18 protein-coding genes are annotated in these 22,078 nt (G+C 72.3%); 9 read left to right on the forward strand and 9 right to left on the reverse strand.

Annotated elements, in window-relative coordinates; translation table 11 throughout:
• Positions 1-273: 273 nt before the first annotated feature.
• Entirely contained in the window at positions 274-3,420 is a 3,147-nt protein-coding gene (gene ileS / locus ACFVX6_RS34000; protein ID WP_389698080.1) for an isoleucine--tRNA ligase, read from the reverse strand.
• A 598-nt stretch (positions 3,421-4,018) separates the two neighbouring features.
• Between ileS and ACFVX6_RS34005 the strand changes: the two genes are divergently transcribed.
• From ACFVX6_RS34005 to ACFVX6_RS34030, 6 genes are all read left to right on the forward strand, one after another.
• Entirely contained in the window at positions 4,019-4,786 is a 768-nt protein-coding gene (locus ACFVX6_RS34005; RefSeq protein ID WP_389698082.1) for a TraR/DksA family transcriptional regulator, read from the forward strand.
• A 240-nt stretch (positions 4,787-5,026) separates the two neighbouring features.
• Positions 5,027-5,590 carry a signal peptidase II gene (lspA, locus tag ACFVX6_RS34010; protein WP_389698085.1) on the forward strand — a complete coding sequence of 188 codons (564 nt, stop codon included), beginning with the start codon at positions 5,027-5,029 and terminating at the stop codon, positions 5,588-5,590.
• An 86-nt stretch (positions 5,591-5,676) separates the two neighbouring features.
• Complete coding sequence (locus ACFVX6_RS34015) at positions 5,677-6,618, forward strand: RluA family pseudouridine synthase (protein WP_389698087.1); 942 nt, start codon at positions 5,677-5,679, stop codon at positions 6,616-6,618.
• Positions 6,615-7,106, forward strand: a complete 492-nt coding sequence (locus tag ACFVX6_RS34020) for a GNAT family N-acetyltransferase (protein ID WP_389698089.1) — start codon at positions 6,615-6,617, stop codon at positions 7,104-7,106. Before ACFVX6_RS34015 ends, ACFVX6_RS34020 begins: the two co-directional genes overlap by 4 nt.
• Before the next feature lie 216 nt (positions 7,107-7,322).
• Positions 7,323-8,915, forward strand: coding sequence for a Na+/H+ antiporter (locus tag ACFVX6_RS34025; RefSeq protein ID WP_389698091.1), 1,593 nt, complete (start codon positions 7,323-7,325; stop codon positions 8,913-8,915).
• Positions 8,916-9,069: 154 nt separating this feature from the next.
• Positions 9,070-9,663 (forward strand): hypothetical protein, encoded by a 594-nt coding sequence (locus ACFVX6_RS34030; RefSeq protein WP_389698093.1) that lies wholly within the window; start codon positions 9,070-9,072, stop codon positions 9,661-9,663.
• A gap of 16 nt (positions 9,664-9,679) precedes the next feature.
• Here the strand turns inward: ACFVX6_RS34030 and ACFVX6_RS34035 are convergent, their stop codons facing one another.
• A complete protein-coding gene (locus ACFVX6_RS34035) occupies positions 9,680-10,738 on the reverse strand; it encodes an SDR family NAD(P)-dependent oxidoreductase (RefSeq protein ID WP_389698095.1) in 1,059 nt (352 codons plus the stop codon).
• On the reverse strand, positions 10,735-11,937 hold the full coding sequence (locus tag ACFVX6_RS34040; RefSeq protein WP_389698097.1) for a glycosyltransferase: 1,203 nt from the start codon (positions 11,935-11,937) through the stop codon (positions 10,735-10,737). Before ACFVX6_RS34040 ends, ACFVX6_RS34035 begins: the two co-directional genes overlap by 4 nt.
• 72 nt (positions 11,938-12,009) lie before the next feature.
• Here ACFVX6_RS34040 and ACFVX6_RS34045 point away from each other — a divergent pair, with 72 nt between their 5' ends.
• A complete protein-coding gene (locus ACFVX6_RS34045; RefSeq protein WP_274552347.1) occupies positions 12,010-12,696 on the forward strand; it encodes a response regulator transcription factor in 687 nt (228 codons plus the stop codon).
• A complete protein-coding gene (locus ACFVX6_RS34050; RefSeq protein WP_389698099.1) occupies positions 12,693-14,096 on the forward strand; it encodes a sensor histidine kinase in 1,404 nt (467 codons plus the stop codon). Before ACFVX6_RS34045 ends, ACFVX6_RS34050 begins: the two co-directional genes overlap by 4 nt.
• A gap of 164 nt (positions 14,097-14,260) precedes the next feature.
• Here the strand turns inward: ACFVX6_RS34050 and ACFVX6_RS34055 are convergent, their stop codons facing one another.
• Complete coding sequence (locus ACFVX6_RS34055; RefSeq protein ID WP_389698101.1) at positions 14,261-15,289, reverse strand: mechanosensitive ion channel family protein; 1,029 nt, start codon at positions 15,287-15,289, stop codon at positions 14,261-14,263.
• Positions 15,290-15,339: 50 nt separating this feature from the next.
• On the opposite strand from ACFVX6_RS34055, the gene ACFVX6_RS34060 reads away from it, so the two are divergent.
• Positions 15,340-15,909 carry a dienelactone hydrolase family protein gene (locus tag ACFVX6_RS34060; RefSeq protein WP_389698103.1) on the forward strand — a complete coding sequence of 190 codons (570 nt, stop codon included), beginning with the start codon at positions 15,340-15,342 and terminating at the stop codon, positions 15,907-15,909.
• A 79-nt stretch (positions 15,910-15,988) separates the two neighbouring features.
• Here the strand turns inward: ACFVX6_RS34060 and ACFVX6_RS34065 are convergent, their stop codons facing one another.
• The 5 genes from ACFVX6_RS34065 to ACFVX6_RS34085 form a co-directional block, all read right to left on the reverse strand.
• On the reverse strand, positions 15,989-16,930 hold the full coding sequence (locus ACFVX6_RS34065; protein WP_389698125.1) for a zinc metalloprotease: 942 nt from the start codon (positions 16,928-16,930) through the stop codon (positions 15,989-15,991).
• 222 nt (positions 16,931-17,152) lie between these two features.
• Positions 17,153-18,838: an alkaline phosphatase D family protein gene (locus ACFVX6_RS34070; RefSeq protein WP_389698105.1), complete on the reverse strand. Its 1,686-nt coding sequence runs from the start codon at positions 18,836-18,838 to the stop codon at positions 17,153-17,155.
• Positions 18,839-18,994: 156 nt separating this feature from the next.
• On the reverse strand, positions 18,995-19,792 hold the full coding sequence (locus ACFVX6_RS34075; protein WP_389698107.1) for a DsbA family protein: 798 nt from the start codon (positions 19,790-19,792) through the stop codon (positions 18,995-18,997).
• A 64-nt stretch (positions 19,793-19,856) separates the two neighbouring features.
• On the reverse strand, positions 19,857-20,546 hold the full coding sequence (locus ACFVX6_RS34080) for a hypothetical protein (RefSeq protein ID WP_389698109.1): 690 nt from the start codon (positions 20,544-20,546) through the stop codon (positions 19,857-19,859).
• Between the two features lie 50 nt (positions 20,547-20,596).
• Entirely contained in the window at positions 20,597-21,922 is a 1,326-nt protein-coding gene (locus ACFVX6_RS34085; protein WP_389698111.1) for a DUF2252 domain-containing protein, read from the reverse strand.
• Positions 21,923-22,078: the final 156 nt, after the last annotated feature.

The raw sequence follows: 22,078 nt of genomic DNA on the forward strand, positions 1-22,078 counted from the left end.
GTACGAGGCCCCCGCGGGCCGGGCGGTCGGGCCCTGCGGGGGCCGTCCCCTACCCGCCCTTCCACCGTTCCCTGGGGCTCCGCCCCAGACCCCGCGCCTCAAACGCCGGCGGGGCTGGAAACCAGCCCGCCCGGCGTTTGAGGGCACGTGCGCGGAGCGCACGTAAGGGGGCCGGGGCGGAGCCCCGGGAAACGGTGAAAGGGCGGGGCGGGGAGGAGAAACAGCTGTGGCCCGGCACCCCTCGGGAGGGGGCCGGGCCACAGGCCGGAGAAGCTACGCCTTGCGGAGGCGGAAGGTCAGGCCCAGGGGCTCGTCCTCGAACGGGTCGCCGTACGAGGCGTCCGCCTCGCCGGAGGCATAGTCCGTGGCCAGGACCTCGTCCGCGATCAGCGAAGCGTGGTCCGTCAGCGCCGCCACCAGCTCCGGGTCCGACGAGGACCAGCGCAGGGCGATCCGGTCCGCGACGTCCAGGCCGGAGTTCTTCCGGGCCTCCTGGATCAGCCGGATCGCGTCACGGGCGAGGCCCGCCAGGCGCAGCTCCGGGGTGATCTCCAGGTCCAGGGCGACCGTGGCGCCGGAGTCGGACGCCACCGACCAGCCCTCGCGCGGGGTCTCCGTGATGATGACCTCCTCGGGGGTGAGCGTGACGGTCTCGCCGTTCACCTCCACCGAGGCCTCACCGGAGCGCAGGGCCAGGGACAGCGCCGCCGCGTCGGCCGCGGCCACCGCCTTCGCCACGTCCTGCACACCCTTGCCGAACCGCTTGCCCAGTGCGCGGAAGTTCGCCTTGGCCGTGGTGTCGACCAGGGACCCGCCGACCTCCGAGAGGGAGGCCAGCGAGGAGACGTTCAGCTCCTCCGTGATCTGCGAGTGCAGCTCGGGGGAGAGGGTCTCGAAGCCCGACACGGCGACCAGCGCGCGGGACAGCGGCTGGCGGGTCTTCACCCCCGACTCGGCCCGCGTGGCGCGGCCCAGCTCCACGAGGCGGCGTACCAGCAGCATCTGCCGGGACAGCTCCGGGTCGATCGCCGAGGCGTCCGGGACCGGCCACGTGGTCAGGTGCACCGACTCCGGGGCGTCCGGGGTGACCGGGACGACCATGTCCTGCCAGACCCGCTCCGTGATGAAGGGGGTGAGGGGGGCGAGGAGGCGGGTGACCGTCTCCACGACCTCGTGCAGGGTGCGCAGCGCGGCCGCGTCGCCCTGCCAGAAGCGGCGGCGGGAGCGGCGGACGTACCAGTTGGAGAGGTCGTCCACGAAGGAGGAGAGGAGCTTGCCGGCGCGCTGGGTGTCGTACGACTCCATCGCCTCGGTGACCTCGGTCGTGAGGGTGTGGAGCTCCGAGAGCAGCCAGCGGTCGAGGACCGTACGGTCCGCGGGCGCCGGGTCGGAGGCCGACGGGGCCCAGTTCGACGTACGGGCGTACAGGGCCTGGAAGGCGACCGTGTTCCAGTACGTGAGGAGCGTCTTGCGGACGACCTCCTGGATCGTGCCGTGGCCGACGCGGCGCGCCGACCACGGGGATCCGCCGGCCGCCATGAACCAGCGGACGGCGTCCGCGCCGTGCTGGTCCATCAGCTGGATCGGTTCGAGGGTGTTGCCCAGGTGCTTGGACATCTTGCGGCCGTCCTCGGCGAGGATGTGGCCCAGGCAGACCACGTTCTCGTAGGCGGACTTGTCGAAGACGAGGGTGCCGACCGCCATCAGCGTGTAGAACCAGCCGCGCGTCTGGTCGATGGCCTCCGAGATGAACTGCGCCGGGTAGCGGTTCTCGAAGATCTCCTTGTTCTTGTGCGGGTAGCCCCACTGCGCGAACGGCATCGAACCCGAGTCGTACCAGGCGTCGATGACCTCCGGCACGCGGACCGAGGTGAGGGTGCAGCCCTCCGCCGTGCAGGGGAAGGTGACCTCGTCGATGTAGGGGCGGTGCGGGTCCAGGTTCGACTGGTCCGTGCCCGTCAGCTCACTGAGCTCCGTGAGGGAGCCGACGCAGGTGAGGTGGTTCTCCTCGCAGCGCCAGATGGGCAGCGGGGTGCCCCAGTAGCGGTTGCGGGACAGCGCCCAGTCGATGTTGTTGTTCAGCCAGTCGCCGAAGCGGCCCTGCTTGACGGAGTCCGGGAACCAGTTGGTCTTCTCGTTCTCCCGCAGCATCGCGTCCTTGACGGCGGTGGTGCGGACGTACCAGGACGGCTGCGCGTAGTAGAGCAGGGCGGTGTGGCAGCGCCAGCAGTGCGGGTAGCTGTGCTCGTAGGCGATGTGCTTGAAGAGCAGGCCGCGCGCTTCGAGGTCGGCGGTCAGCTTCTCGTCGGCCTTCTTGAAGAAGACCCCGCCGACGAGCGGGACCTCCTCCTCGAAGGTGCCGTCGGGGCGGACCGGGTTCACCACGGGCAGGCCGTACGCGCGGCAGACCGCGAGGTCGTCGGCGCCGAAGGCGGGGGACTGGTGGACCAGACCGGTGCCGTCCTCGGTCGTGACGTACTCGGCGTTCACGACGTAGTGGGCCGGCTCCGGGAACTCGACCAGGTCGAAGGGGCGCTGGTACGTCCAGCGCTCCATCTCCTTGCCCGTGAAGGACTCGCCGGTGGCCTCCCAGCCCTCGCCGAGGGACTTCTCCAGCAGCGGCTGGGCGACGACCAGCTTCTCGGTCCCGTTCGTGGCCACGACGTACGTCACGTCGGGGTGCGCGGCGACCGCCGTGTTGGACACCAGGGTCCAGGGGGTCGTCGTCCAGACGAGGAGCGCCGCCCGGCCCGCGAGGGGGCCGGAGGTCAGCGGGAAGCGGACGTAGACCGAGGGGTCGACGACCGTCTCGTAGCCCTGGGCCAGCTCGTGGTCGGAGAGGCCGGTGCCGCAGCGGGGGCACCAGGGGGCGACGCGGTGGTCCTGGGTGAGCAGGCCCTTGTTGAAGATCTCCTTCAGCGACCACCACACGGACTCGACGTACTCGGGGTCCATGGTGCGGTAGGCGTCGTCGAGGTCGACCCAGTAGCCCATCCGGTTCGTGAGCTCGGTGAACGCGTCGGTGTGGCGGGTCACCGACTCGCGGCACTTGGCGTTGAACTCGGCGATGCCGTACGCCTCGATGTCCTTCTTGCCGTTGAAGCCCAGTTCCTTCTCGACGGCGAGCTCGACGGGCAGGCCGTGGCAGTCCCAGCCGGCCTTGCGGGCCACGTGGTAGCCGCGCATGGTGCGGAAGCGGGGGAAGACGTCCTTGAAGACGCGGGCCTCGATGTGGTGCGCGCCGGGCATGCCGTTCGCGGTGGGAGGGCCTTCGTAGAAGACCCACTCGGGGCGTCCCTCGGACTGCTCCAGGGTCTTGGCGAAGGTCTTGCTCTCGCGCCAGAAGTCGAGGACGGCGTGCTCGAGGGCAGGCAGGTCGACCTGGGCGGGTACCGGGCGGTACTGCGGCGGTGTGGTCATGAGGCTGAACTCTTCCTCCGGCGGGGTGTCACTTCCGTCCGGAGGGACGAGAGTCGCCCTCCCTTGGATCAGGGACGAGCCGTTCCCGCGGTACCACCCTCCTTGGCCTGCGGACCTGCGGTCCGTCGGCCCCCTCATTGGGGTGCGAAGCCGGTTCTACTCGCCCTACGGGAATCCCGGTGGGCTTTCTTCCGGCAGCTCCGGGGTGATCCTTCGCATCGCGCTCGCCCCCGGGCTCTCACCGTCCCCGGGTCGCTCCTGGCTGCGTCCGACGCTACTCGTCCCCATCCATGCCTCTCGCTGGGCCCAGTGTACGGGCCGGGGGGCTGGTCGGCAGACCGGTTTACGGGGCGTGGCGCGGGGCGGCGACGGGGCGCGGACCGGGCGCCGGCCGGGGCCTGGAATGACCCGAATGGGCCGACGGGCCGCTCCGGGGTGCGGTGGGGCGGGTGGGGCGGATTACCGGGCTCCCTGCTGGGCACAACGGATGCAGGTTGACCTCGATGGACGCGTGCCCCGTTGCCGCGGGGCCGGAGTCGATTTATCGTTCCGGCACGATTCGCGAGCAATGATCACAGTATGTGAAGGGGCCGCGGCCATGGTGGCGAAGAAGACCGCCGGGAGTACTGCCAAGAAGGCTGTCGGGAAGGCTGCGGAGAAGCCGGCGCAGGAGCCGGTGACGGAGGTGGCGGCCCGCGATCCGGAGGCCGGACCGGTGGAAGCGGCTGCCGCCGGGAAGAAGGCGGCGGCCACGAAGAAGACGGCCACCAAGAAGACGGCCGCCGTCAAGAAGACGGCCGCGAAGAAGGTCACGGCCAAGACGGCCGGGGCCGAGGGGGCGGCACAGGCCGCGCACGAGACGGGAGCCCGGAAAGTGGTTGCCAAGAAGAGCACCGGCACGGCCAGGAAGACGGCCGCGGCCGCGACCAGCGGGCTGCCCAAGGCGCGGGGAGCGGCGGGCCTGGCGCCCGGCGAGCTCGCCGTACGGCCCGGAGAGGACCCCTGGACCCCGGAGGAGGTCGCCGAGGCGCGGGCCGAGCTGGAGAGCGAGGTGCTGCGGCTGCGCGCCGAGCTCCAGGCCTCCGACGCTGCCATTTCCGGGCTGATGAGGGACTCCGGCGACGGCGCCGGCGACGACCAGGCCGACACCGGGACCAAGAACATCACCCGGGAGTCCGAGCTCGCCCTCGCCGCGAACGCGAACTCGATGCTGGAGCAGACCGAGCGCGCGCTGGAACGGCTGGAGTCGGGCACGTACGGCCTCTGCGAGAACTGCGGCCAGCCCATCGGCAAGGCGCGGATGCAGGCCTTCCCGCGGGCCACCCTGTGCGTGGACTGCAAGCAGAAGCAGGAGCGGCGGCACTGAGCGGGGGCTGAGCGCGGGCCGGCCGGGCTCCGGATGGCCCCTGGATGGGCCCGGGACGGCCCCTGGCAGGCCCGGAGGGCCCCGGGCGGGCGTCGGCGGGCTCCGCCGGAGGTCCGGCCGGGGCGGCGGCAGAAGGGCGCCCTGACGTACTCTCGTGTCTCGTCAGGGTCCGGGAACCTGGCGGGTCGGTCGGCGCAGTACCGTTCGACAACCTGGTTCGAGCTAGTTCGAGGGACTCACGTGGCAGAGGCGGAGCGCATCATCGGTACGCCGGAGGTCGGGGAAGACGGCACCCAGCCCGAATCCGTCGCGCCCAAGGGGCGGCGGCGGATCGTCGCGCTGCTCGTCGTGGCGCTCCTCGCCTACCTGGTCGACCTGGGCAGCAAGATGCTGGTCGTCGCGAAGCTGGAGCACCAGCCGTCGATCCAGGTGATCGGCGACCTGCTGAAGTTCGACGCGATCCGCAATCCCGGCGCCGCCTTCGGCTTCGGCGAGGCCTTCACGATCATCTTCACCTGCATCGCCGCCACGGTCATCGTGGTGATCGTGCGGCTCGCCCGGAAGCTGTACAGCCTGCCCTGGGCGATCGCGCTGGGCCTGCTGCTGGGCGGGGCACTGGGCAACCTGACCGACCGGATCTTCCGCTCGCCGGGCGTCTTCCGCGGAGCGGTCGTCGACTTCATCGCGCCCGCCCACTTCGCGGTCTTCAACCTCGCGGACTCGGCGATCGTGTGCGGCGGGATCCTGATCGTCCTGCTGTCGTTCAAGGGCCTGGATCCGGACGGCACCGTCCACAAGGACTGACCCGGCGACCGATCCGCGGGCCGATGACGGCTGATGACGGGCTGATCGCGGGAATGGTCTTCTGTCGAGTCCTGCATACTCGACAGGTGAGTACGATTCCCGAGATCCGCACCCTGCCCGTACCCGATGGCCTCGAGGGCGAGCGCGTCGATGCCGCCATCGCCCGTATGTTCGGTTTTTCCCGGACGAAGGCGGCCGAACTTGCGGCCGCGGGAAAGGTGCTGGTCGACGGCAGTGTCGTCGGGAAGTCCGAGCGTGTGCACGGTGGCGCCTGGCTCGAAGTCGAGATGCCCGAACCGCCGCGGAAGGTCGAGCTCGTCGCCGAGCCCGTCCCCGGCATGGAGATCGTCCATGACGACGACGACATCGTCGTCATCATGAAGCCGGTCGGCGTCGCCGCCCACCCCAGCCCCGGCTGGACCGGCACCACCGTCATCGGCGGCCTCGCCGCCGCCGGCTACCGCATCTCCACCTCCGGTGCCTCCGAGCGCCAGGGCATCGTGCACCGGCTCGACGTCGGCACCTCCGGCCTGATGGCCGTCGCGAAGTCGGAGCGCGCGTACACCTCGCTGAAGAACCAGTTCCGCGAGCGGATCGTCGACAAGCGCTACCACGCGCTGGTGCAGGGCCACCCGGACCCGATGAGCGGCACGATCGACGCGCCGATCGGGCGGCACCCCAGCGCCGACTACAAGTGGGCCGTGACCCAGGAGGGCAAGCCCTCCGTCACCCACTACGACCTGATCGAGGCCTTCCGCGCCGCGTCGCTGCTGGACATCAAGCTGGAGACCGGCCGCACGCACCAGATCCGCGTGCACATGGCCGCGCACAAGCACCCCTGCGTCGGCGACCTGACCTACGGCGCCGACCCGACCGTCGCGAAGCGCCTCGGACTCACCCGGCAGTGGCTGCACGCGGTGCGGCTCGGGTTCGAGCACCCGTCGGACGGGCAGTGGGTCGAGTTCGAGAGCACCTACCCGGCGGACCTGCAGAACGCGCTGGACGTGATCCGCAAGGAGAGCGAGTGACCGCGGGCAGCGGTGGCGCCGTCGCCGACGCCGTCGCCGTACGGGTCGTCGTCACGGACGCGGACCTGAAGGCCTGCTTCGCCGTGCGGACCGAGGTCTTCGTGGTCGAGCAGTCGGTGCCGGAGTCGATCGAGTACGACGCGTACGACGAGATCGCGGTGCACGTGCTGGCCGAGGGGCCGGACGGGGTGCCGCTGGGCACCGGCCGGCTGCTGTACGGGCCGGGGGCCCTGGGCAAGACGGGCTCCCCGGAGGTCGGCTCGCTCGGACGGCTGGCGGTCGCCAAGTCCGCGCGCGGGCTCGGGGTGGGGGTTGCGCTGGTGCGGGCGATCGAGGCGGAGGCGGTTCGGCTGGGCCTCGCCGCGGTCGATCTCGGCGCGCAGACCCATGCGATGGGGTTCTACGAGCGGCTCGGGTACGTGGCCTACGGGCCGGAGTTCGAGGACGCGGGGATTCCGCACCGGGCGATGCGGCGCGCGCTGCCGTAGCCCGGCAGGGGGTGGACGCTGCCCTGCGGGGCTGTCCCCTACCCGCCCTTCCTCCGTTCCCAGGGCTCTGCCCTGACCCGTTCCGGGGCTCCGCCCCGGACTCCGCGCCTCAAACGTCGGCGGGGCTGGATGTGGCCCGGCGGGGTTGGATGTGGCGGAGACCGACACGCAGGTCGGTCCGCGTCGGCGGGTGCAGTGGGCTGGCAGGGTGTGGGAGTGGATCAGCTCCTGCTGTTGTTCGTGTTGTTGCTCGGGGCCGTGGTGACGGTGCCGCTCGGGGACCGGTTGGGGCTGCCCTCGCCGGTGTTGATGACGCTCGGCGGGGTGGTGCTCGCGCTGGTGCCCGCGGTGCCCAACGTCGACATCCCGCCCGAGTACATCCTGCCGCTCGTGCTGCCCCCGCTGCTGTACGCATCCGTGCAGCGGACCTCCTGGCGGCAGTTCGCAGCCAACGTACGGCCCATCCTGCTGCTGGCCGTCGCCCTCGTCTTCGTGACCACCGTGGCCGTCGCCTTCACGGCGCACGCCCTCGTGCCGGGGCTCTCGATCGCCGCGGCCGTCGCGCTCGGCGCGCTCGTCGCCCCGCCCGACCCCGTCGCCGCCACCGCCGTGGCAGGCTCGCTCGGGCTGCCCCGGCGCATGGTGTCGATCCTGGAGGGCGAGGGGCTCTTCAACGACGTCACCGCCATCGTGCTCTACCACGTGGCCATCGCCGCAGCCGTCAGCGGCACCTTCTCGTGGCCCGGGGCGCTCGGAGAGTTCGTGCTGTCGGCCGTCGTGGCCGTCGCGGTGGGGCTCGGGCTCGGCTGGGCCGCGAACCGGCTCATGGGGCGGCTCGGCGATGCCACGCTCCAGATCGGGCTGACCCTGCTCGTCCCGTTCGTGGCCTATGTGGTGGCCGAGGAGTTCAACGGCTCCGGCGTGCTGGCCGTGTTGACCACGGCGCTGTTCCTCGCCGAGTACGCGACCGACGCCGACGACGTGCTGGGCCGGCTCGCCGGGCACACGTTCTGGGAGGTCGTCGACATGCTGGTCACCGGCGTCGCCTTCGGACTGATCGGGCTGGAACTGCACAACGTGTTCGGGGCCGCCCGCGGCCGGGGCTGGGAGATGGCCGGGTGGGCGGCGGCGGTGGTCGCGGTCGTGGTCGGCGTACGGCTCGTGTGGCTGCTGCCGGCCGGCTGGCTCGCGAAACGGCTCCACTCGCGGCGCGACTACGACGAGGAGATCCCGCTGAGCTGGCGGGAGTCCGTGGTGATGTGGTGGGCGGGCATGCGGGGCGTGGCCTCGGTGGCGCTCGCGCTGGCCATTCCCTTCGAGACGGACGGAGGGGATCCCTTCCCGGCCCGGCAGGAGATCGTCTTCGTCGCCTTCGCCGTGATCATGACCACCCTGGTGGTCCAGGGGCTGACCCTGCCCTGGCTGGTCCGCCGGCTCGGCGTGGAGGCCGACTCGGACGCGGAGGCGGAGTTCGCCCGCGCGCTGGCGATCCGCGCCGCCAAGGCCGCGAAGCGGCGGCTGAAGGAGATCGAGGAGGTGGAGGACCTGCCCGAGGACCTGGTGGAGGTGCTCTACCGCCGGGCGTACGACGTGGGCGCCAGGATCAGCCCGGACATGGTCGACGAGGAGCGGCGGGAGGCGTACGCGAAGCGGGTGGAGCGGATCCGCGACGTGCAGCGCATCCAGCGGGAGATGATGTCCGCCGCCCGGCACGAGGTGCTGGCCGCGCGCAGCGAACCCGGCGCCGATCCGGAGATCGTCGACCGGGTGCTCCGGCACCTGGACGTCCGCAGCCTGCGCAGTCCGTAGGGTCCGCTCGCGGCCGGTCGGCCGGGCTCGGGCCACCGCGGCCGGGCGCGGGCCATCCGGGCGGGACGCGGGGCCCGTCCGGCATGGCGCCCGCGGCGGCCGAGGCCCCGGGCGGATGCTGATGGCTCACCCCACAGAGAGTCCCGTGAGTCCCGTGAGTGATCCCGGCCCCCGACCGACTCCGAGCAGGCCCGAGTCCGTGGCCGGGGGCGGTGACCTTCCGGCTCCCGGGGTCATCGGCATCGGACTCGCCGCCGTGCTGACCTTCGCGCTCGCCCAGGGGTCGTGGCAATGGTTCGCCACCTTCATCGGGGTGACGCTCCTCGCCGTGCTGCTCGCCTTCCAGCGCCGGGCGCAGTGGAGTCCGGACCTCCGCTCGCCGTACCTGCGCGGCCTGATCGCCTACGCGCTGGTCGTCGGCCTGTGCGTGGCGGTCGCGCTCGCCCCCCTGCTCCAGCGCCGGGCTTGGCTGTTCCCGATGCCGGGGACCCGAGGCCGGTGCGCACTGCTGGGCAGGTACGAGGCCCTCCAGACGGAGTCCGCGCTCGGGAACCTGGCGGGCCGCGACGGCGCGGCGCTGGCGTACGCGCAGCAGACCCACGCCCGTACCGCGGTCGCCGAGTGCCTGGCGGCCACGACGACCCTGTGGCTTCCCCTGTACGGGGTGGGGGTGGCGGTGCTGGTGGGAGCGGTCGTCTGGTTCCGGGACCGGGCCCGGTCCCGGGCGGGCCTTGCGGGCCGGCCCTGACCCGGGGTGGAGGGGCCTACACCTGGTAGCGGTCCGGGGCGAAGAGGTGGAGGTGGGTCGCTATCCACTCCGAGGTGCGGGTCAGGCCCTCCTGGAGGGAGACCTCGGGCTTCCAGCCGGCCCAGTCGCGGGCCCGGGTGTTGTCCGACAGCAGGCGCTGGACCTCGCTGCCCGCGGGACGCAGCCGGGCCGGGTCGACGACCACCTCCGCGTCCCGGCCCGAGGCCGAGATCAGGGCCCGGGCCAGGTCGCCGATGGAGATCTCCTCTCCGCTGCCGAGGTTGACCACTTCGCCCAGGGCCCGCTCGCATTCCGCGACGGCGAGGAAGCCGGCCGCGGTGTCGGTCACGTAGGTGAAGTCCCGGGTGGGGGTCAGGGACCCCAGGCGGACCTCCCGGGCGCCCGAGTGGAGCTGCGCGAGGATGGTGGGGATGACCGCGCGGGCCGACTGGCGGGGGCCGTAGGTGTTGAACGGCCGGACCACCGTCACCGGCAGTTCGAACGCGTGGTGGAAGGAGAGCGCCATCATGTCGGCGCCGATCTTCGAAGCGGAGTACGGGGACTGCGGCTGGAGCGGGTGGCTCTCGGAGATCGGGGCCGTCAGGGCCGTCCCGTAGACCTCGCTGGTGGAGGTGTGGACGAGGCGGCGCACGCCGTGGCGGCGGCAGGCCTCGGCCATGTTCTCGGTACCGGTGACGTTGGTCTGGACGTACGCGCCGGGCGAGGCGTAGCTGTACGGGATCCCGATCAGCGCCGCCAGGTGGAAGACCGTGTCGCAGCCGGCCACCGCGTCGCTGACCCGGCCCGCGTCGCGGACGTCCCCGGCCCACATCTCCACCGGGCCGCCCGGGTCGGCCAGGTACCGGGCCAGGTGGCCCTTGTCGGCGTACGGCTTGTAGTGCACGAAGGCGCGCACCTTCGCGCCCCGCGCGACCAGCAGGTCGACGAGCGTGGAGCCGATGAACCCCTCGGCGCCCGTGACCAGGACCGTACGGCCGCTCCAGTCGGCCGGGGTGCGTGCCGGGGTGAGGTTGAGCGTGGGGGTGGGCGTGGGCGTGGGGGCGTGCGAGGTCATACGAGCTCCAGGGGAGTGGGGGAGAAGGAGGGGAAGCCGGCGACCCGCAGGACCTGCGAGGCCAGCAGCTCGGCGGCCCGTGCGTGCGGGCCCGGGTCGGCCGCGCCGGCCATCGCCGCCAGCCGCGCCGGGTCGGCCAGCAGCGGGGCGAGCAGTTCCGCGAGGCGGCCGGCCGTGGCCTCGGCGTCCGCCAGCAGCAGGCCGGCGCCCGCGTCGGACAGCACCCGGGCGTTGTGGGTCTGGTGGTCGCCCGGGGCGTGCGGGTAGGGGACCAGCACCGCGGGGACCCCGGTCGCGGCGAGCTCCGCCACCGTCGCCGAGCCCGCCCGGCACACCACCAGGTCGGCGGCCGCGTAGACCAGGTCCATCCGGTCCAGGTACGGCACGGCCCGTGCGATCCGCCGCCCGCCCGAGGCGGACAGCCCGGCCTCCGTGTCCGCGAGCGCCGCGGGCCCCGTCTTGATCAGCAGCTGTACGTCCTCCCGCGCCTGCCAGGCGGCCGCCAGCCCGGCCGCGGCCGTGGTCAGGCGTACGGCGCCCAGGCTGCCGCCGTTGAACACCACCAGCCGTCGCCCGTCGGGCACCCCGAGCTCCCGCCGGGCCCGCGCGCGCAGGACCGCCCGCTCGGGACCCGGCAGTTCGGCGAGGCCCGACAGTGCGGCGGAGATCGGCATCCCGGTGGTCAGTGCCCGCGCCCCGCCCGTCAGGTGCTCCCGGCTGCGGTCGAAGGCCACCGCCATGTGCGGGGTGAGGCGGGCCGCGAACTGGTTGGCCCGGCCCGGTACCGCGTTGGATTCGTGGATGACCGCCGGCAGTCCGGCCAGCCGGGCCCCGAGCACGGCGGGCGCGCTCGGATAGCCGCCCATGCCGACCGCCACGTGCGCGCCCTGCGCCCGGATCACGGCCCGCGCCTGCCCGGCGGAGCGCAGCAGCGCCGCGGGGAGGAGGTAGCGCTTGGCGCCCAGCGCCGGGTCGAAGGGGATCATGTCCACGGTGTGCAGGCGGTAGCCGGCGGCCGGGATCAGCTCGGTCTCCAGACCGCGTTCGGTGCCGATGAACGAGACCACGGCGTCCGGGACGGCGGCGCGCAACGCCTCCGCCAGGGCGAGGCCGGGATAGATGTGGCCACCGGTGCCGCCCGCGCCGATCACGACGGAAAGCGGCCGGTGTGAAGGTGAGGGTGAGGGTGGGAAGGTCATGGACGCAGACTTCCGGTGCGCCCTAAGAAGGTTCTAAGAGGTTCTCCCGAAGCATTTGGGAGGCTTTGCCGCATGCAGCGGATTCTGGTGGTGGACGACGAGCCCGAGGTGCGGGCCGCCGTCGAGGACGGGCTCGCCGTCGAGGGGTACGAGGTGCGCGGTGCGGCCGACGGGCTGGCCGCGTTGTCCGAAGTGGCGCTCTGGCAGCCGGACGCGGTGGTGCTCGACGTGATGATGCCGGTGCTGGACGGGCTCGCCGTGTGCCGGCAACTGCGCGCGGTGGGCGACCGTACGCCCGTCCTCGTCCTCACCGCCCTGGACGCGGTGAGCGACCGCGTCGACGGGCTGGAGGCGGGCGCCGACGACTACCTGGTCAAACCGTTCGCGCTCGACGAGCTCGTGGCCCGGGTACGGGCCCTCCTGCGGCGGGCCGCCCCCGACGATCCGGCCGGGGGACGGGCGCTGCTCGGGTACGGGGACCTCGTGCTCGACCCCGCCACCCGCACCGGGCGGCGCGGGGAGCGGCCGCTGGAGTTCAGCCGCACCGAGTCGGCGCTGCTCGAACTGCTGCTGCGCCACCCCGGACAGGTGCTGCCGCGCGAGCTCGTCCTGGAACTGGTGTGGGGGCGGGACTTCGGCCCGGACTCGAACTCCCTCGCCGTCTACGTCGGCTACCTGCGCCGCAAGCTGGAGGCAGGCGGCGAGCCCCGGCTCGTGCACACCGTGCACGGGGTCGGCTACCGGCTGGACGCCGCGTGAGCGGGCGGGGCCGCGGGCGCGGGGCGCGGTGGCGGAGCAGGCGGCCGCTGCGGACCCGGCTGGCGCTGTCCGTCACCGCGGCGGTGGCCGTCGTGGCGCTCGGGGTGTGCGCAGCAGCCTTCATCGTGGTGCGCGGGGCGCTGTACCGGCAGCTCGACCTGAGCCTGACCCAGTCCGCCCGCCTCGCCGCCCAGCGCAACCCGGACTCCGGGCCCGGGACCCTGGCCGGAGAGTGCCGGTTCCGGGCGGCGCCCGCCTGCGCCGAGGTGGTGCCGGCGGATCCGGGGCGCGACCCCAAGACGCCGTACCTGCTGCCGGTGACCCCGGCCGCGCGGGCCGTGGCCGCGGGCACGCGGGCCCCGTACTACACGGCCATCGTGCACGCCGGGCATCCGGCGCGGATGCTGACCACCGACTACGGCAAGGGGCGGGCGCTCCAGGTGGCGCTGCGGGCCGACACGGTGGAGGACGGCATCGAGCAGGCCTCGTGGTGGCTGGCGTTGACGGCGGCGGCGGGAGTGCTGCTTGCAGCGGTGCTCGGCCACTGGGTCGCGCGGACGGGTTTGGCACCGGTGACCCGGCTCACCGCCACCGCCGAGCGGATCGCCGCCACCAGGGACCCGAGGCACCGGATCGAACTGCCGCCTCCGGGGCGCGGCCGCGAGGACGAGGTCACCCGGCTGGCCGGGAGCTTCAACACCATGCTGGGGGAGCTGGAGCAGTCCGTCACCGCGCAGCGCAGGCTCGTCGCGGACGCCTCGCACGAGCTGCGCACCCCGCTGACGGCGCTGCGGACGAACGCGGAGCTGCTCGCGCGGGGGGACCGGCTGACGGCGGAGCAGCGGGAACGGGCCTCGCTGGCGCTCGGGCGGCAGCTGCGGGAGGTGACGGGGCTGGTCAACGACCTGATCGAGCTGGCCCGCGACGAGGAACCGCAGCTGCTGGTGGAACAGGTGCGGCTGGCTCCGCTGGTGGAGTACTGCGTCGGGGCCGCGCGGGCGCACTGGCCGGGGGTGGCGTTCCGTGTGCGGGGGGACTCGCGCGAGGAGGCCGTGGTGGTGGCGGGGGTGCCGGCGCGGCTCAGCCGGCTGCTGGGGAACCTGCTGGACAACGCGGCGAAGTTCAGCCCGCCCGGGGCCGAGGTGGAGGTCGGCCTGGTGGTGCGGGGCGGGTGCGCGGAGGTGACCGTACGGGATCACGGGCCGGGGATCGCGGAGGGGGATCTGCCGTACGTCTTCGACCGGTTCTACCGGGCGGGGGCGGCGCGGGCCCTGCCGGGGTCGGGGCTGGGGCTGGCGATGGCCCGGCAGATCGCGCGGGCGCACGAGGCGGAGCTGGTGGCGGAAGCCGCCCCGGGCGGCGGCGCGCTGTTCCGGCTGACCTTCGCAGCCCCGGGCTGACACCGGCCCTGCGGGGGCCGTCCCCGACCCGCCCTTCCACCGTTCCCAGGGCCGGCCCTGACCCGGTCCTGAAGCGCCGGACGGGCTGAAAAGACCCTGGGGCTCCGCCCCAGACCCCGCGCCTCAAACGCCGGCGAGGCTGGATTTGGCTGATGCGCCGCAGGTTACTGGGCAGGAGGGAGGATCGCCTCCGTCGTGGCGATGTGGGGGAGGGCGTACGGGTGGTGGGTCCTCAGCCAGGTGATCAGGCGTTCGCGGACCGCGCAGCGGACGGTCCAGACGGCGTCGCCGTCCTTCGCCGTGACCACCGCGCGGACCAGGATGGTGTGCGGGGTGGTGTCCGTGACGGCCAGGGAGCCGGTGCGGCCGTCCCATTCCGGGATGTCCTTCAGGATCCGCTGGAGCTGTTCGCGCATCAGGTCCACCGGGGCGCTGTGGTCCAGGTGCCAGAACACGGTGCCCGTCATCTGCGCGCCACCGCGCGACCAGTTCTCGTAGGGCTTGCTCGTGAAGTACGAGACCGGCATCGTGATCCGGCGCTCGTCCCAGGTGCGGACGGTGAGGAAGGTGAGGGTGATCTCCTCCACCGTGCCCCACTCCTTGTCCACCACCACCGTGTCGCCGATCCGGACGGTGTCGCCGAAGGCGATCTGGAGTCCGGCGAAGAGGTTGCCCAGGGCGGCCTGTGCCGCGATGCCCGCCACGATGCCGAGCACGCCGGCCGAGGCCAGCATCGAGGTGCCGACCGTCCGCATCTCGGGGAACGTCAGGAGCATCGCGCCGAGGGCCACCACGATCACCACCGCCGTGACCACCCGCTGGATCAGCGTGACCTGGGTGCGGACCCGGCGGACCTTGGCCTGGTCGGAGGCGTCGGCCGCGTAGCGGGCGTACGTGGAGTCCACGATCGCCGTCGTGATGCGGATCAGCAGCCACGCGGCCGCGGCGATCAGGATGAGGGTCAGCACGTGCCCGGGGCCGTCCGCGCGCCGGCGCACGGCCTGCAGCAGGGAGGCGGCTAGGACCACCAGGAACGGCGGGCGGCAGCGGCGCAGCAGCCCCCACAGCGGGGTCTCGCTGTGCCGGGCGTCGGCGCGGCGCAGCAGCAGGTCCAGCAGCCAGCCCGCGAGCAGGGTGACGGCCAGGGTGCCGGCGACGGCCGCGATCGGGCGCAGGAAGGAGTCCGTGTCCATGCGGGCCAACGTAACCGGAGGGGGTCCGTCGAAACTGGCACGATGGGGGCATGAACATCATGCTTTTCCATTCGACCTACGGGCTGCGGCCCGCCGTGCGGGAGGCGGCCGACCGGCTGCGCGCGGCCGGGCACCAGGTCCAGGTTCCGGACCTCTTCGAGGGACGCACCTTCGAGACCGTCGAGGAGGGCATGGCCCACCAGGAGGAGATCGGCCGGGACGAGCTGCTCAAGCGGGCGGTACTGGCCTCGGCCCCCTACTCCGACGAGGGCCTGGTCTACGCCGGCTTCTCCTTCGGCGGCTCGATCGCCCAGCACCTGGCGCTCGCCGACGAGAAGGCGCGCGGGCTGCTGCTCCTGCACGGGACGGCCGACCTGGAGGAGGGCGTCTACGTCGACGAGCTGCCGGTCCAGCTGCACATCGCCGATCCGGACCCCTTCGAGCCGCACGACTGGCTGACGGCCTGGTACCTGCGGATGCGCAAGGCCGGGGCGGACGTGGAGGTCCACGGCTATCCGGGGGCCGGGCACCTGTTCACCGACCCGGGGCTGGACGACTACGACGCCGAGGCCGCGGAGAAGGCCTGGGCGGTGGCCCTCGCCTTCCTCGACTCCCTGTAGGGGGCCGCAGTCGGATGCACGGATGGGGCCCCTCGTGAGGGGCCCCATCGTCATGTGTGCGTCAGGACGTCGGCACGCGTCAGGCGCGGTACGCCGTCCACATGCTCTTCATGCGGGTCACCTGGCCCGCGGTGAACTGGTACATGCAGGAGTCGTACGTGTAGTCCATGAAGTTGTGGATCGGGTCGACGCCCGCCTTGCTGGCGCAGGTGTCACGGCCGGTCGGGCACTCGAAGGCCGCGCTCTTCTCGGCCGGGGTGTCCGAAACGGAGTCGCCCGAGCCGTTACAGCCGCCCTGGAAGGTGTGGTAGAGGCCCATCCAGTGGCCGACCTCGTGGGTCGCGGTGTCGCCCTCGTTGTAGTTGGCGGCGGAGCCGCCCGGCAGCGAGGTGTCCAGGACGACCACGCCGTCCATCTTCGGCTGGGAGGCGTAGGAGCTGGGGAAGGTGGCCCAGCCCAGCAGCCCGCCGGAGAGGTTGGCGGTGTAGAAGTTGAGGGCGTTCGCACCACCCTTGCGCAGGGTGTTCTTCATGGTCTTCTCGGCGGTGGAGCCGGAAGCCAGGTTGTACCAGCTCGCGTTGTCCGTGTAGTCGGTGCCCGCCAGGGTGAACTGGTAGCTGCTGTCGACGTTTCCGGTGCCCTGGCCGGCGTAGGCCGCGTTGAGGACCGCCAGCTGCTTGCTGATGTCGGTGGACGTCAGCTTTCCGGTGGTGCCGGAGTGGATGACGTGGAAGTACACGGGGATGCTCGTGACTGCCTCGGCGACGCGCAGGCTGCGCGGCTCCTTCGAGATCTTGTCGAGCTTCGCCTTGAGGTCGGAGTCCATGGCCTTGGACTGCGCCTCGGTGACCTCGTTCGGCTCGGCCGCGTGCTGGTCCTTCGGGCGCGCCACACGGGCGTTGGCCGCCGCGCCCGCCGCGTCCTCGGCGCACACCTCGGCGCCGGTCTTGGCGGCTGCGACCGTGGTGGGGGCGGCGAGCGGGGTGAAGGCCAGGGTGCCGGTGAGTACGGCGGCACCCATCAGGCGGCGGCGAAGAAGGGGGGATATGCGGGCAAGAGCGCGCACGTGTGCTCCTCGCGAGTGGGGGGTTGAGCGGGAGGGATCTCCTCAGCTGGCGGGAATCTTACGTGCGCATGTCATAAACAGGTCAAGTGCTCTACGTAAAAGATTTGTTGCTTCTGATGTCAAAGGGGCACTTGGTCTACGCCAAGTGCCCCTCCGGACGGGAAATCCGGCTGAATGTCAGCGCACCGGCTGGTCCGCCCGCTCGACCTTCTGGGTGCCGTTCAGCGTGCGGTACGAGCGTGCCCAGGCGGCCGTGGCGTCTTGGCGCCGTTTGTCCGAGACCACGTAGTAGTCCATTTGGGAACGCTCGGCCGTCACGTCCAGCACGCCGTAGCCGTGGGCGTCCATGTCCAGCCATTTCACGTGCCGGTTGGCGGCCTTGATGGCCGTCTCGGCGACCAGCGAGGCCGTGTCGGCCGGTACGTGCAGCAGGTCGTCGATGTTGTCGGAGGTCACCGACGTCACCACGAACTCCACGCCCGCCGACCGCGACCACGGGTAGGTGGCCGCCGTCACCGGCACGTCGTTCGCCCAGGCCATGTGGATGTCACCGGTCAGGAAGACGGTGTTGCGGACGGAACGGTCCGTCAGGTGTCCCAGCAGCTCCCGGCGGTCGTCCGTGTACCCGTCCCACTGGTCCACGTTGACCGCGAGGCCGCCCGCGGGCAGGCCGAGCAGCTCGGTGAGGGGCCCCAGCAGGTGCGCCGGCAGCGAGCCGAAGGCCACCGGCGAGATCATCACCGAGGTGCCCACCAGCTTCCAGGTGGCCTGGGAGCCGGCCAGTCCGGCCTTCAGCCAGTCCAGCTGGGCGCGCCCGGTGATGCTGCGCTCCGGGTCGTCCACCGCGCCGCTGCCGATGCCCGCCTGCTGCGAGCGGAAGGTGCGCAGGTCCAGCAGGTGCAGGTCGGCGAGGGTGCCGAAGCGCAGCCGGCGGTAGACGGTGCCCTCGGTGGAGGTGCGCACCGGCATCCACTCGAAGTACGCCTGCCGGGCGGCGGCCGCGCGGGCCGCGAAGGAGCCCTCGGTGGCGGGATCGTGGTTCTCGGCGCCGCCGGACCAGGTGTCGTTGGCGATCTCGTGGTCGTCCCAGATCGCGATGACCGGGTGGGCCTGGTGCAGGGCCTGCAGGTCGGGGTCGGTCTTGTACTTCCCGTGCCGGGTGCGGTAGTCGGCCAGGGTGAGGATCTCGTGCAGCGGCGCGTGCTGCCGTACGACGTACTTCGCCTCGGGGTAGCCGCCGCTCTTGTACTCGTAGATGTAGTCGCCCAGGTGCAGTACGGCGTCCAGATCGGCCCGCGCGGCCAGGTGGCGGTACGCGGAGAAGTAGCCGGACTCCCAGTTGGCGCAGGAGACCACGCCGAAACGGACCCCGGCGGGCGCGGTGGCGGCGGCCGGAGCGGTACGGGTGCGCCCGGCCGGGGAGGCGGTGGCGCCGGCGGTGAACCGGTACCAGTAGGCCGTCTGCGGCCGCAGGCCCCGTACATCGGCCTTGACGGTGTGGTCGGAGGCGGCGCTCGCGGTGACGGTGCCGCTCGCGACGATCCGGGAGAAGGCCTTGTCCTCGGCGACCTCCCAGCCCACCGCGACGGCGGGGCCCGCGCCGGAGCCCGGTACGGCCCCGGCGGTCGGGGTGACGCGGGTCCACAGCAGGACCCCGTCGGGGAGCGGGTCGCCCGAGGCGACGCCGTGCAGGAAGGAGGGTGCGTCTTCGGTGGTGCCGGTGGCGGCGTGGGCGGCTTCGGCGCCCAGCGCGGCGATCGGGACGAGGGCCGCCGTGGCCGCCGCGGCCAGGACGACCGTACGGCGGCGGGGGGTCGGCACGGTCGCCGATTCCGGGGCGGAGGGGGAGAGTTGACTGGTCACGGATGATCATATTACCGACGGGTATTGGCTCCGGACCAGCCCCGTGAAAGCAACGGACGGGCGAACTCTGGGAGTTCGCCCGTCCGTCGGTGGTTCAGTCGGTGGTTCAGTCTGTGGTTCAGCCGGCCGTTCGGCCTGTGCTCGAAGCGGGAACGATCAGCCGGCGATGGCCTTGTCGATCGCCGCGGTGAAGGCCTCGGGCGTCTGCGGCAGCGGCTCGATCTTCTTGCCGTCCATCTTCAGGGTCGGCGTGCCCTTCTCGCCGCTCTTGTCGAAGGTCTTGGACATCTCCAGCGCCCACCGGTCGTAGGTGCCGTCCTCGACCGCCTTCTTGAACTCGGCGTTGCCCTTGAGCGTCGGGACCTGGTCCGCGACCGTCAGGAGGTAGTCGTCCTTGGCGAACTTGTCGTCCTTCTCCTCCGGGTGGTTCGCCGCGGAGTAGAGGGCCGTCTTGTACTCCAGGAACGCCTCGGGGCTGACGTTGAGGGCCGCGCCCAGCGCGCTCAGGGCGTTCTTGGAGCCGCTGCCGGGGAAGCCGTTGTCCAGGAAGGTGGCGCCGATGTACTGGATCTTGTACTTGCCGGCGTCGAGGTCCGTCTTGAGCTGCGGGCCGACCGCCTGCTCGAAGCTCGCGCAGACCGGGCAGCGCGCGTCCTCGTACAGTTCCAGGGTCTTCTTGGCGTCGGCCTTTCCGATGACCACCGTCGTGCCGTTCTCGCCCGAGGTGTTCTTCGGTGCGACCAGGGGCGCGTCGGCGGCCTTCTCCCAGGCGCTCGGCTGGTTGGACTGGACGACGGCGTAGCCGACGCCCCCGGCCAGGGCGAGGGCGGCCACGACGCCGCCCGCCACGAACACCTGCCGGCGGACCTTGGCCTTCTTGGCCTGCTTCTCGCGCTCGATGCGCAGCTTCTCGCGGGCCGCCGCCTTGTTCGCCTGGCTGTTGCGTGCGCTCATCGTTCTCTCCGTGGGGTGTGGCTCCGCGGCGGAGCCGGCTGGAAGGGGGGACTGTCCTCGTACGTCAGGCGCGAGCGAACGCGCCGCGTACGCGAGGAGGTCCCCGCCGTCCCACGGAGTGCACGGGGAAGCGGGTACGGGCCACCGTGCTCCGCAGCGCCGCGAGCGGCGAGCGGCATACCGGAGCGAGGGCCCGCGCCGTGCGGGCCGAGGCCATCCGCAGCGGCCGGAAGGCGAACGCGGACGCCGCGCCCAGCAGCCGGCCGAGCGCCCGCTCCCCGCGGTGCAGCCACAGGGAGGCGAGCAGTCCGACCGACACGTGCGCGCCCAGCAGCAGCCAGGGAGCCCACGGTCCGGGTGCGGCCAGCAGCGCGGCCGGGTCGGCGGGCCCGCCCACCTCGGCCAGTGCCCCGCCCACGGGGCTGCCGCCGCAGAAGTCGGCGAGCCCCATGGCACGCAGCGGACCCGAGACGGGGCCGCCCGCGGGGCCGTAGCAGAGGTGCTGGCCGGAGGTCAGTACGGTGTCGGCGGCCAGTTCCAGGGGGACGAGCAGCCCGGCGATGTGACCGAGGCCACGCTCCCGTCCGGCCAGGGCGAAGGCGATCGCGAACACGGCGGCGAAGGCCCCTCCCACCAGGGCGGGAGGCAGTGGAACCCGGGACAGCAGGACGTGCGAGCCGGTCGAGAGCAGCACGACGACCGCGCTGAACAGCGCGGCTCGCAGCCCTCGGAGACCCACCCCGGATATGTCCATCGTCGCGAGTGTGCCATGCGTCCCTGTGAGGACGGGCCCTAGGTCCCGGTCTAGGGCAGGATCCGGCCGTTGCGGAACAGGTCCACGAAGATCTGGTGGTCGGCGCGGGCCCGGGCGCCGTAGGCGTGCGCGAAGTCCACCAGCAGGTCCGCGAAGCCCTCCTCGTCGGCGGCGATGGCCGCGTCGATGGCCCGCTCGGTGGAGAACGGGACCAGCGTCTGGCCGCTCTCCTGCGCGTCAGCGGCGCCGTGCATGGTCGCCGTGGCCCGGCCCAGGTCGGCGACCACGGCCGCGATCTCCTCCGGGTCGTCCAGGTCCGACCAGTCCAGGTCCACCGCGTACGGGGAGACCTCCGCGACGAGTTGTCCGGCCCCGTCCAGCTCGGTCCAGCCGAGCCACGGGTCGGCGTGCGCCTGCAGGGCCCGCTGGGAGATCACGGTGCGGTGCCCCTCGTGCAGGAAGTACTCGCGCACCGACCGGTCGGTGACGTGCCGGGACACGGCCGGGGTCTGCGCCTGCTTGAGGTAGATCACGACGTCGTTCTCCAGGGCGTCGCTGTGCCCCTCCAGCAGGATGTTGTACGAGGGAAGGCCCGCCGAGCCGATCCCGACGCCCCGGCGGCCCACCACGTCCTTGACCCGGTAGGAGTCCGGGCGGACGAGGGACTCGTCGGGAAGGGTCTCCAGGTACCCGTCGAAGGCGGCGAGCACCTTGTACCGGGTGGCCGCGTCCAGCTCGATGGTCCCGGGGCCGGGGGAGAAGCGGCGCTCGAACTCGCGGATCTCGGTCATCGAGTCGAGGAGCGAGAAACGGGTGCGGCGGCGGGCGGCGCGCAGGGCCTCCAGCAGCGGGCCGTCGGCGGTGTCCAGGGTGAAGGCGGGCACCTCGTCGTTCTTGGCTCCGGTGGCCAGCGCGTGGATGCGCTCCCGGTAGGCGGCCGCGTAGATCCGTACCAGCTCGCTGATCTGGTCGTCGCTGAGCGCCTTGGTGTAGCCGAGCAGGGCGACGGAGGCGGAGAACCGCTTCAGGTCCCAGGTGAAGGGGCCGACGTAGGCCTCGTCGAAGTCGTTGACGTTGAAGACCAGCCGGCCCTGGGCGTTCATGTAGGTGCCGAAGTTCTCGGCGTGCAGATCGCCGTGGATCCACACCCGGCCGGTGCGCTCGTCCAGGTACGGGCCGCCGTGCCGCTCGCGCTCCAGGTCGGCGTAGAAGAGGCAGGCGGTGCCCCGGTAGAAGGCGAAGGCCGAGGCCGCCATCTTGCGGAACTTGACCCGGAAGGCCGTGGGGTCGGCGGTGATCAGCTCCCCGAAGGCGATGTCGAACACGTCGAGTATCTGCTCGGCGCGCTGCTCGTCGGTCGTTTCGGGAACCGCCATGGCGGGTGCCTCCAGGTGGAGCGGGGTGGATCACGCTTTTGATCATGAACGGCCGGACACTGCCGTTCGTCGTGCAACGCATGACCGTACCCGCCAGTGCCCGAGTTCTGTCACTGGGGCCACGTAGGATTCATAGCTGCCGCCCCTCTCTCCCCG

The sequence above is a fragment of the Streptomyces sp. NPDC058289 genome (assembly GCF_042880975.1).
Lineage (GTDB): Bacteria > Actinomycetota > Actinomycetes > Streptomycetales > Streptomycetaceae > Streptomyces > Streptomyces stoeckheimensis.

Excerpts from the sequence above, each read along its gene's own strand:
- ileS (WP_389698080.1), bottom strand. The coding sequence starts at position 3,420 with ATGACCACACCGCCGCAGTACCGCCCGGTACCCGCCCAGGTCGACCTG.
- ACFVX6_RS34080 (WP_389698109.1), bottom strand. The coding sequence starts at position 20,546 with ATGGACATATCCGGGGTGGGTCTCCGAGGGCTGCGAGCCGCGCTGTTC.
- ACFVX6_RS34055 (WP_389698101.1), bottom strand. The coding sequence starts at position 15,289 with ATGGACACGGACTCCTTCCTGCGCCCGATCGCGGCCGTCGCCGGCACC.
- ACFVX6_RS34040 (WP_389698097.1), bottom strand. The coding sequence starts at position 11,937 with ATGACCTTCCCACCCTCACCCTCACCTTCACACCGGCCGCTTTCCGTC.
- ACFVX6_RS34005 (WP_389698082.1), top strand. The coding sequence starts at position 4,019 with ATGGTGGCGAAGAAGACCGCCGGGAGTACTGCCAAGAAGGCTGTCGGG.
- ACFVX6_RS34035 (WP_389698095.1), bottom strand. The coding sequence starts at position 10,738 with ATGACCTCGCACGCCCCCACGCCCACGCCCACCCCCACGCTCAACCTC.
- ACFVX6_RS34045 (WP_274552347.1), top strand. The coding sequence starts at position 12,010 with ATGCAGCGGATTCTGGTGGTGGACGACGAGCCCGAGGTGCGGGCCGCC.
- ACFVX6_RS34065 (WP_389698125.1), bottom strand. The coding sequence starts at position 16,930 with ATGGGTGCCGCCGTACTCACCGGCACCCTGGCCTTCACCCCGCTCGCC.
- ACFVX6_RS34060 (WP_389698103.1), top strand. The coding sequence starts at position 15,340 with ATGAACATCATGCTTTTCCATTCGACCTACGGGCTGCGGCCCGCCGTG.
- ACFVX6_RS34075 (WP_389698107.1), bottom strand. The coding sequence starts at position 19,792 with ATGAGCGCACGCAACAGCCAGGCGAACAAGGCGGCGGCCCGCGAGAAG.
- ACFVX6_RS34085 (WP_389698111.1), bottom strand. The coding sequence starts at position 21,922 with ATGGCGGTTCCCGAAACGACCGACGAGCAGCGCGCCGAGCAGATACTC.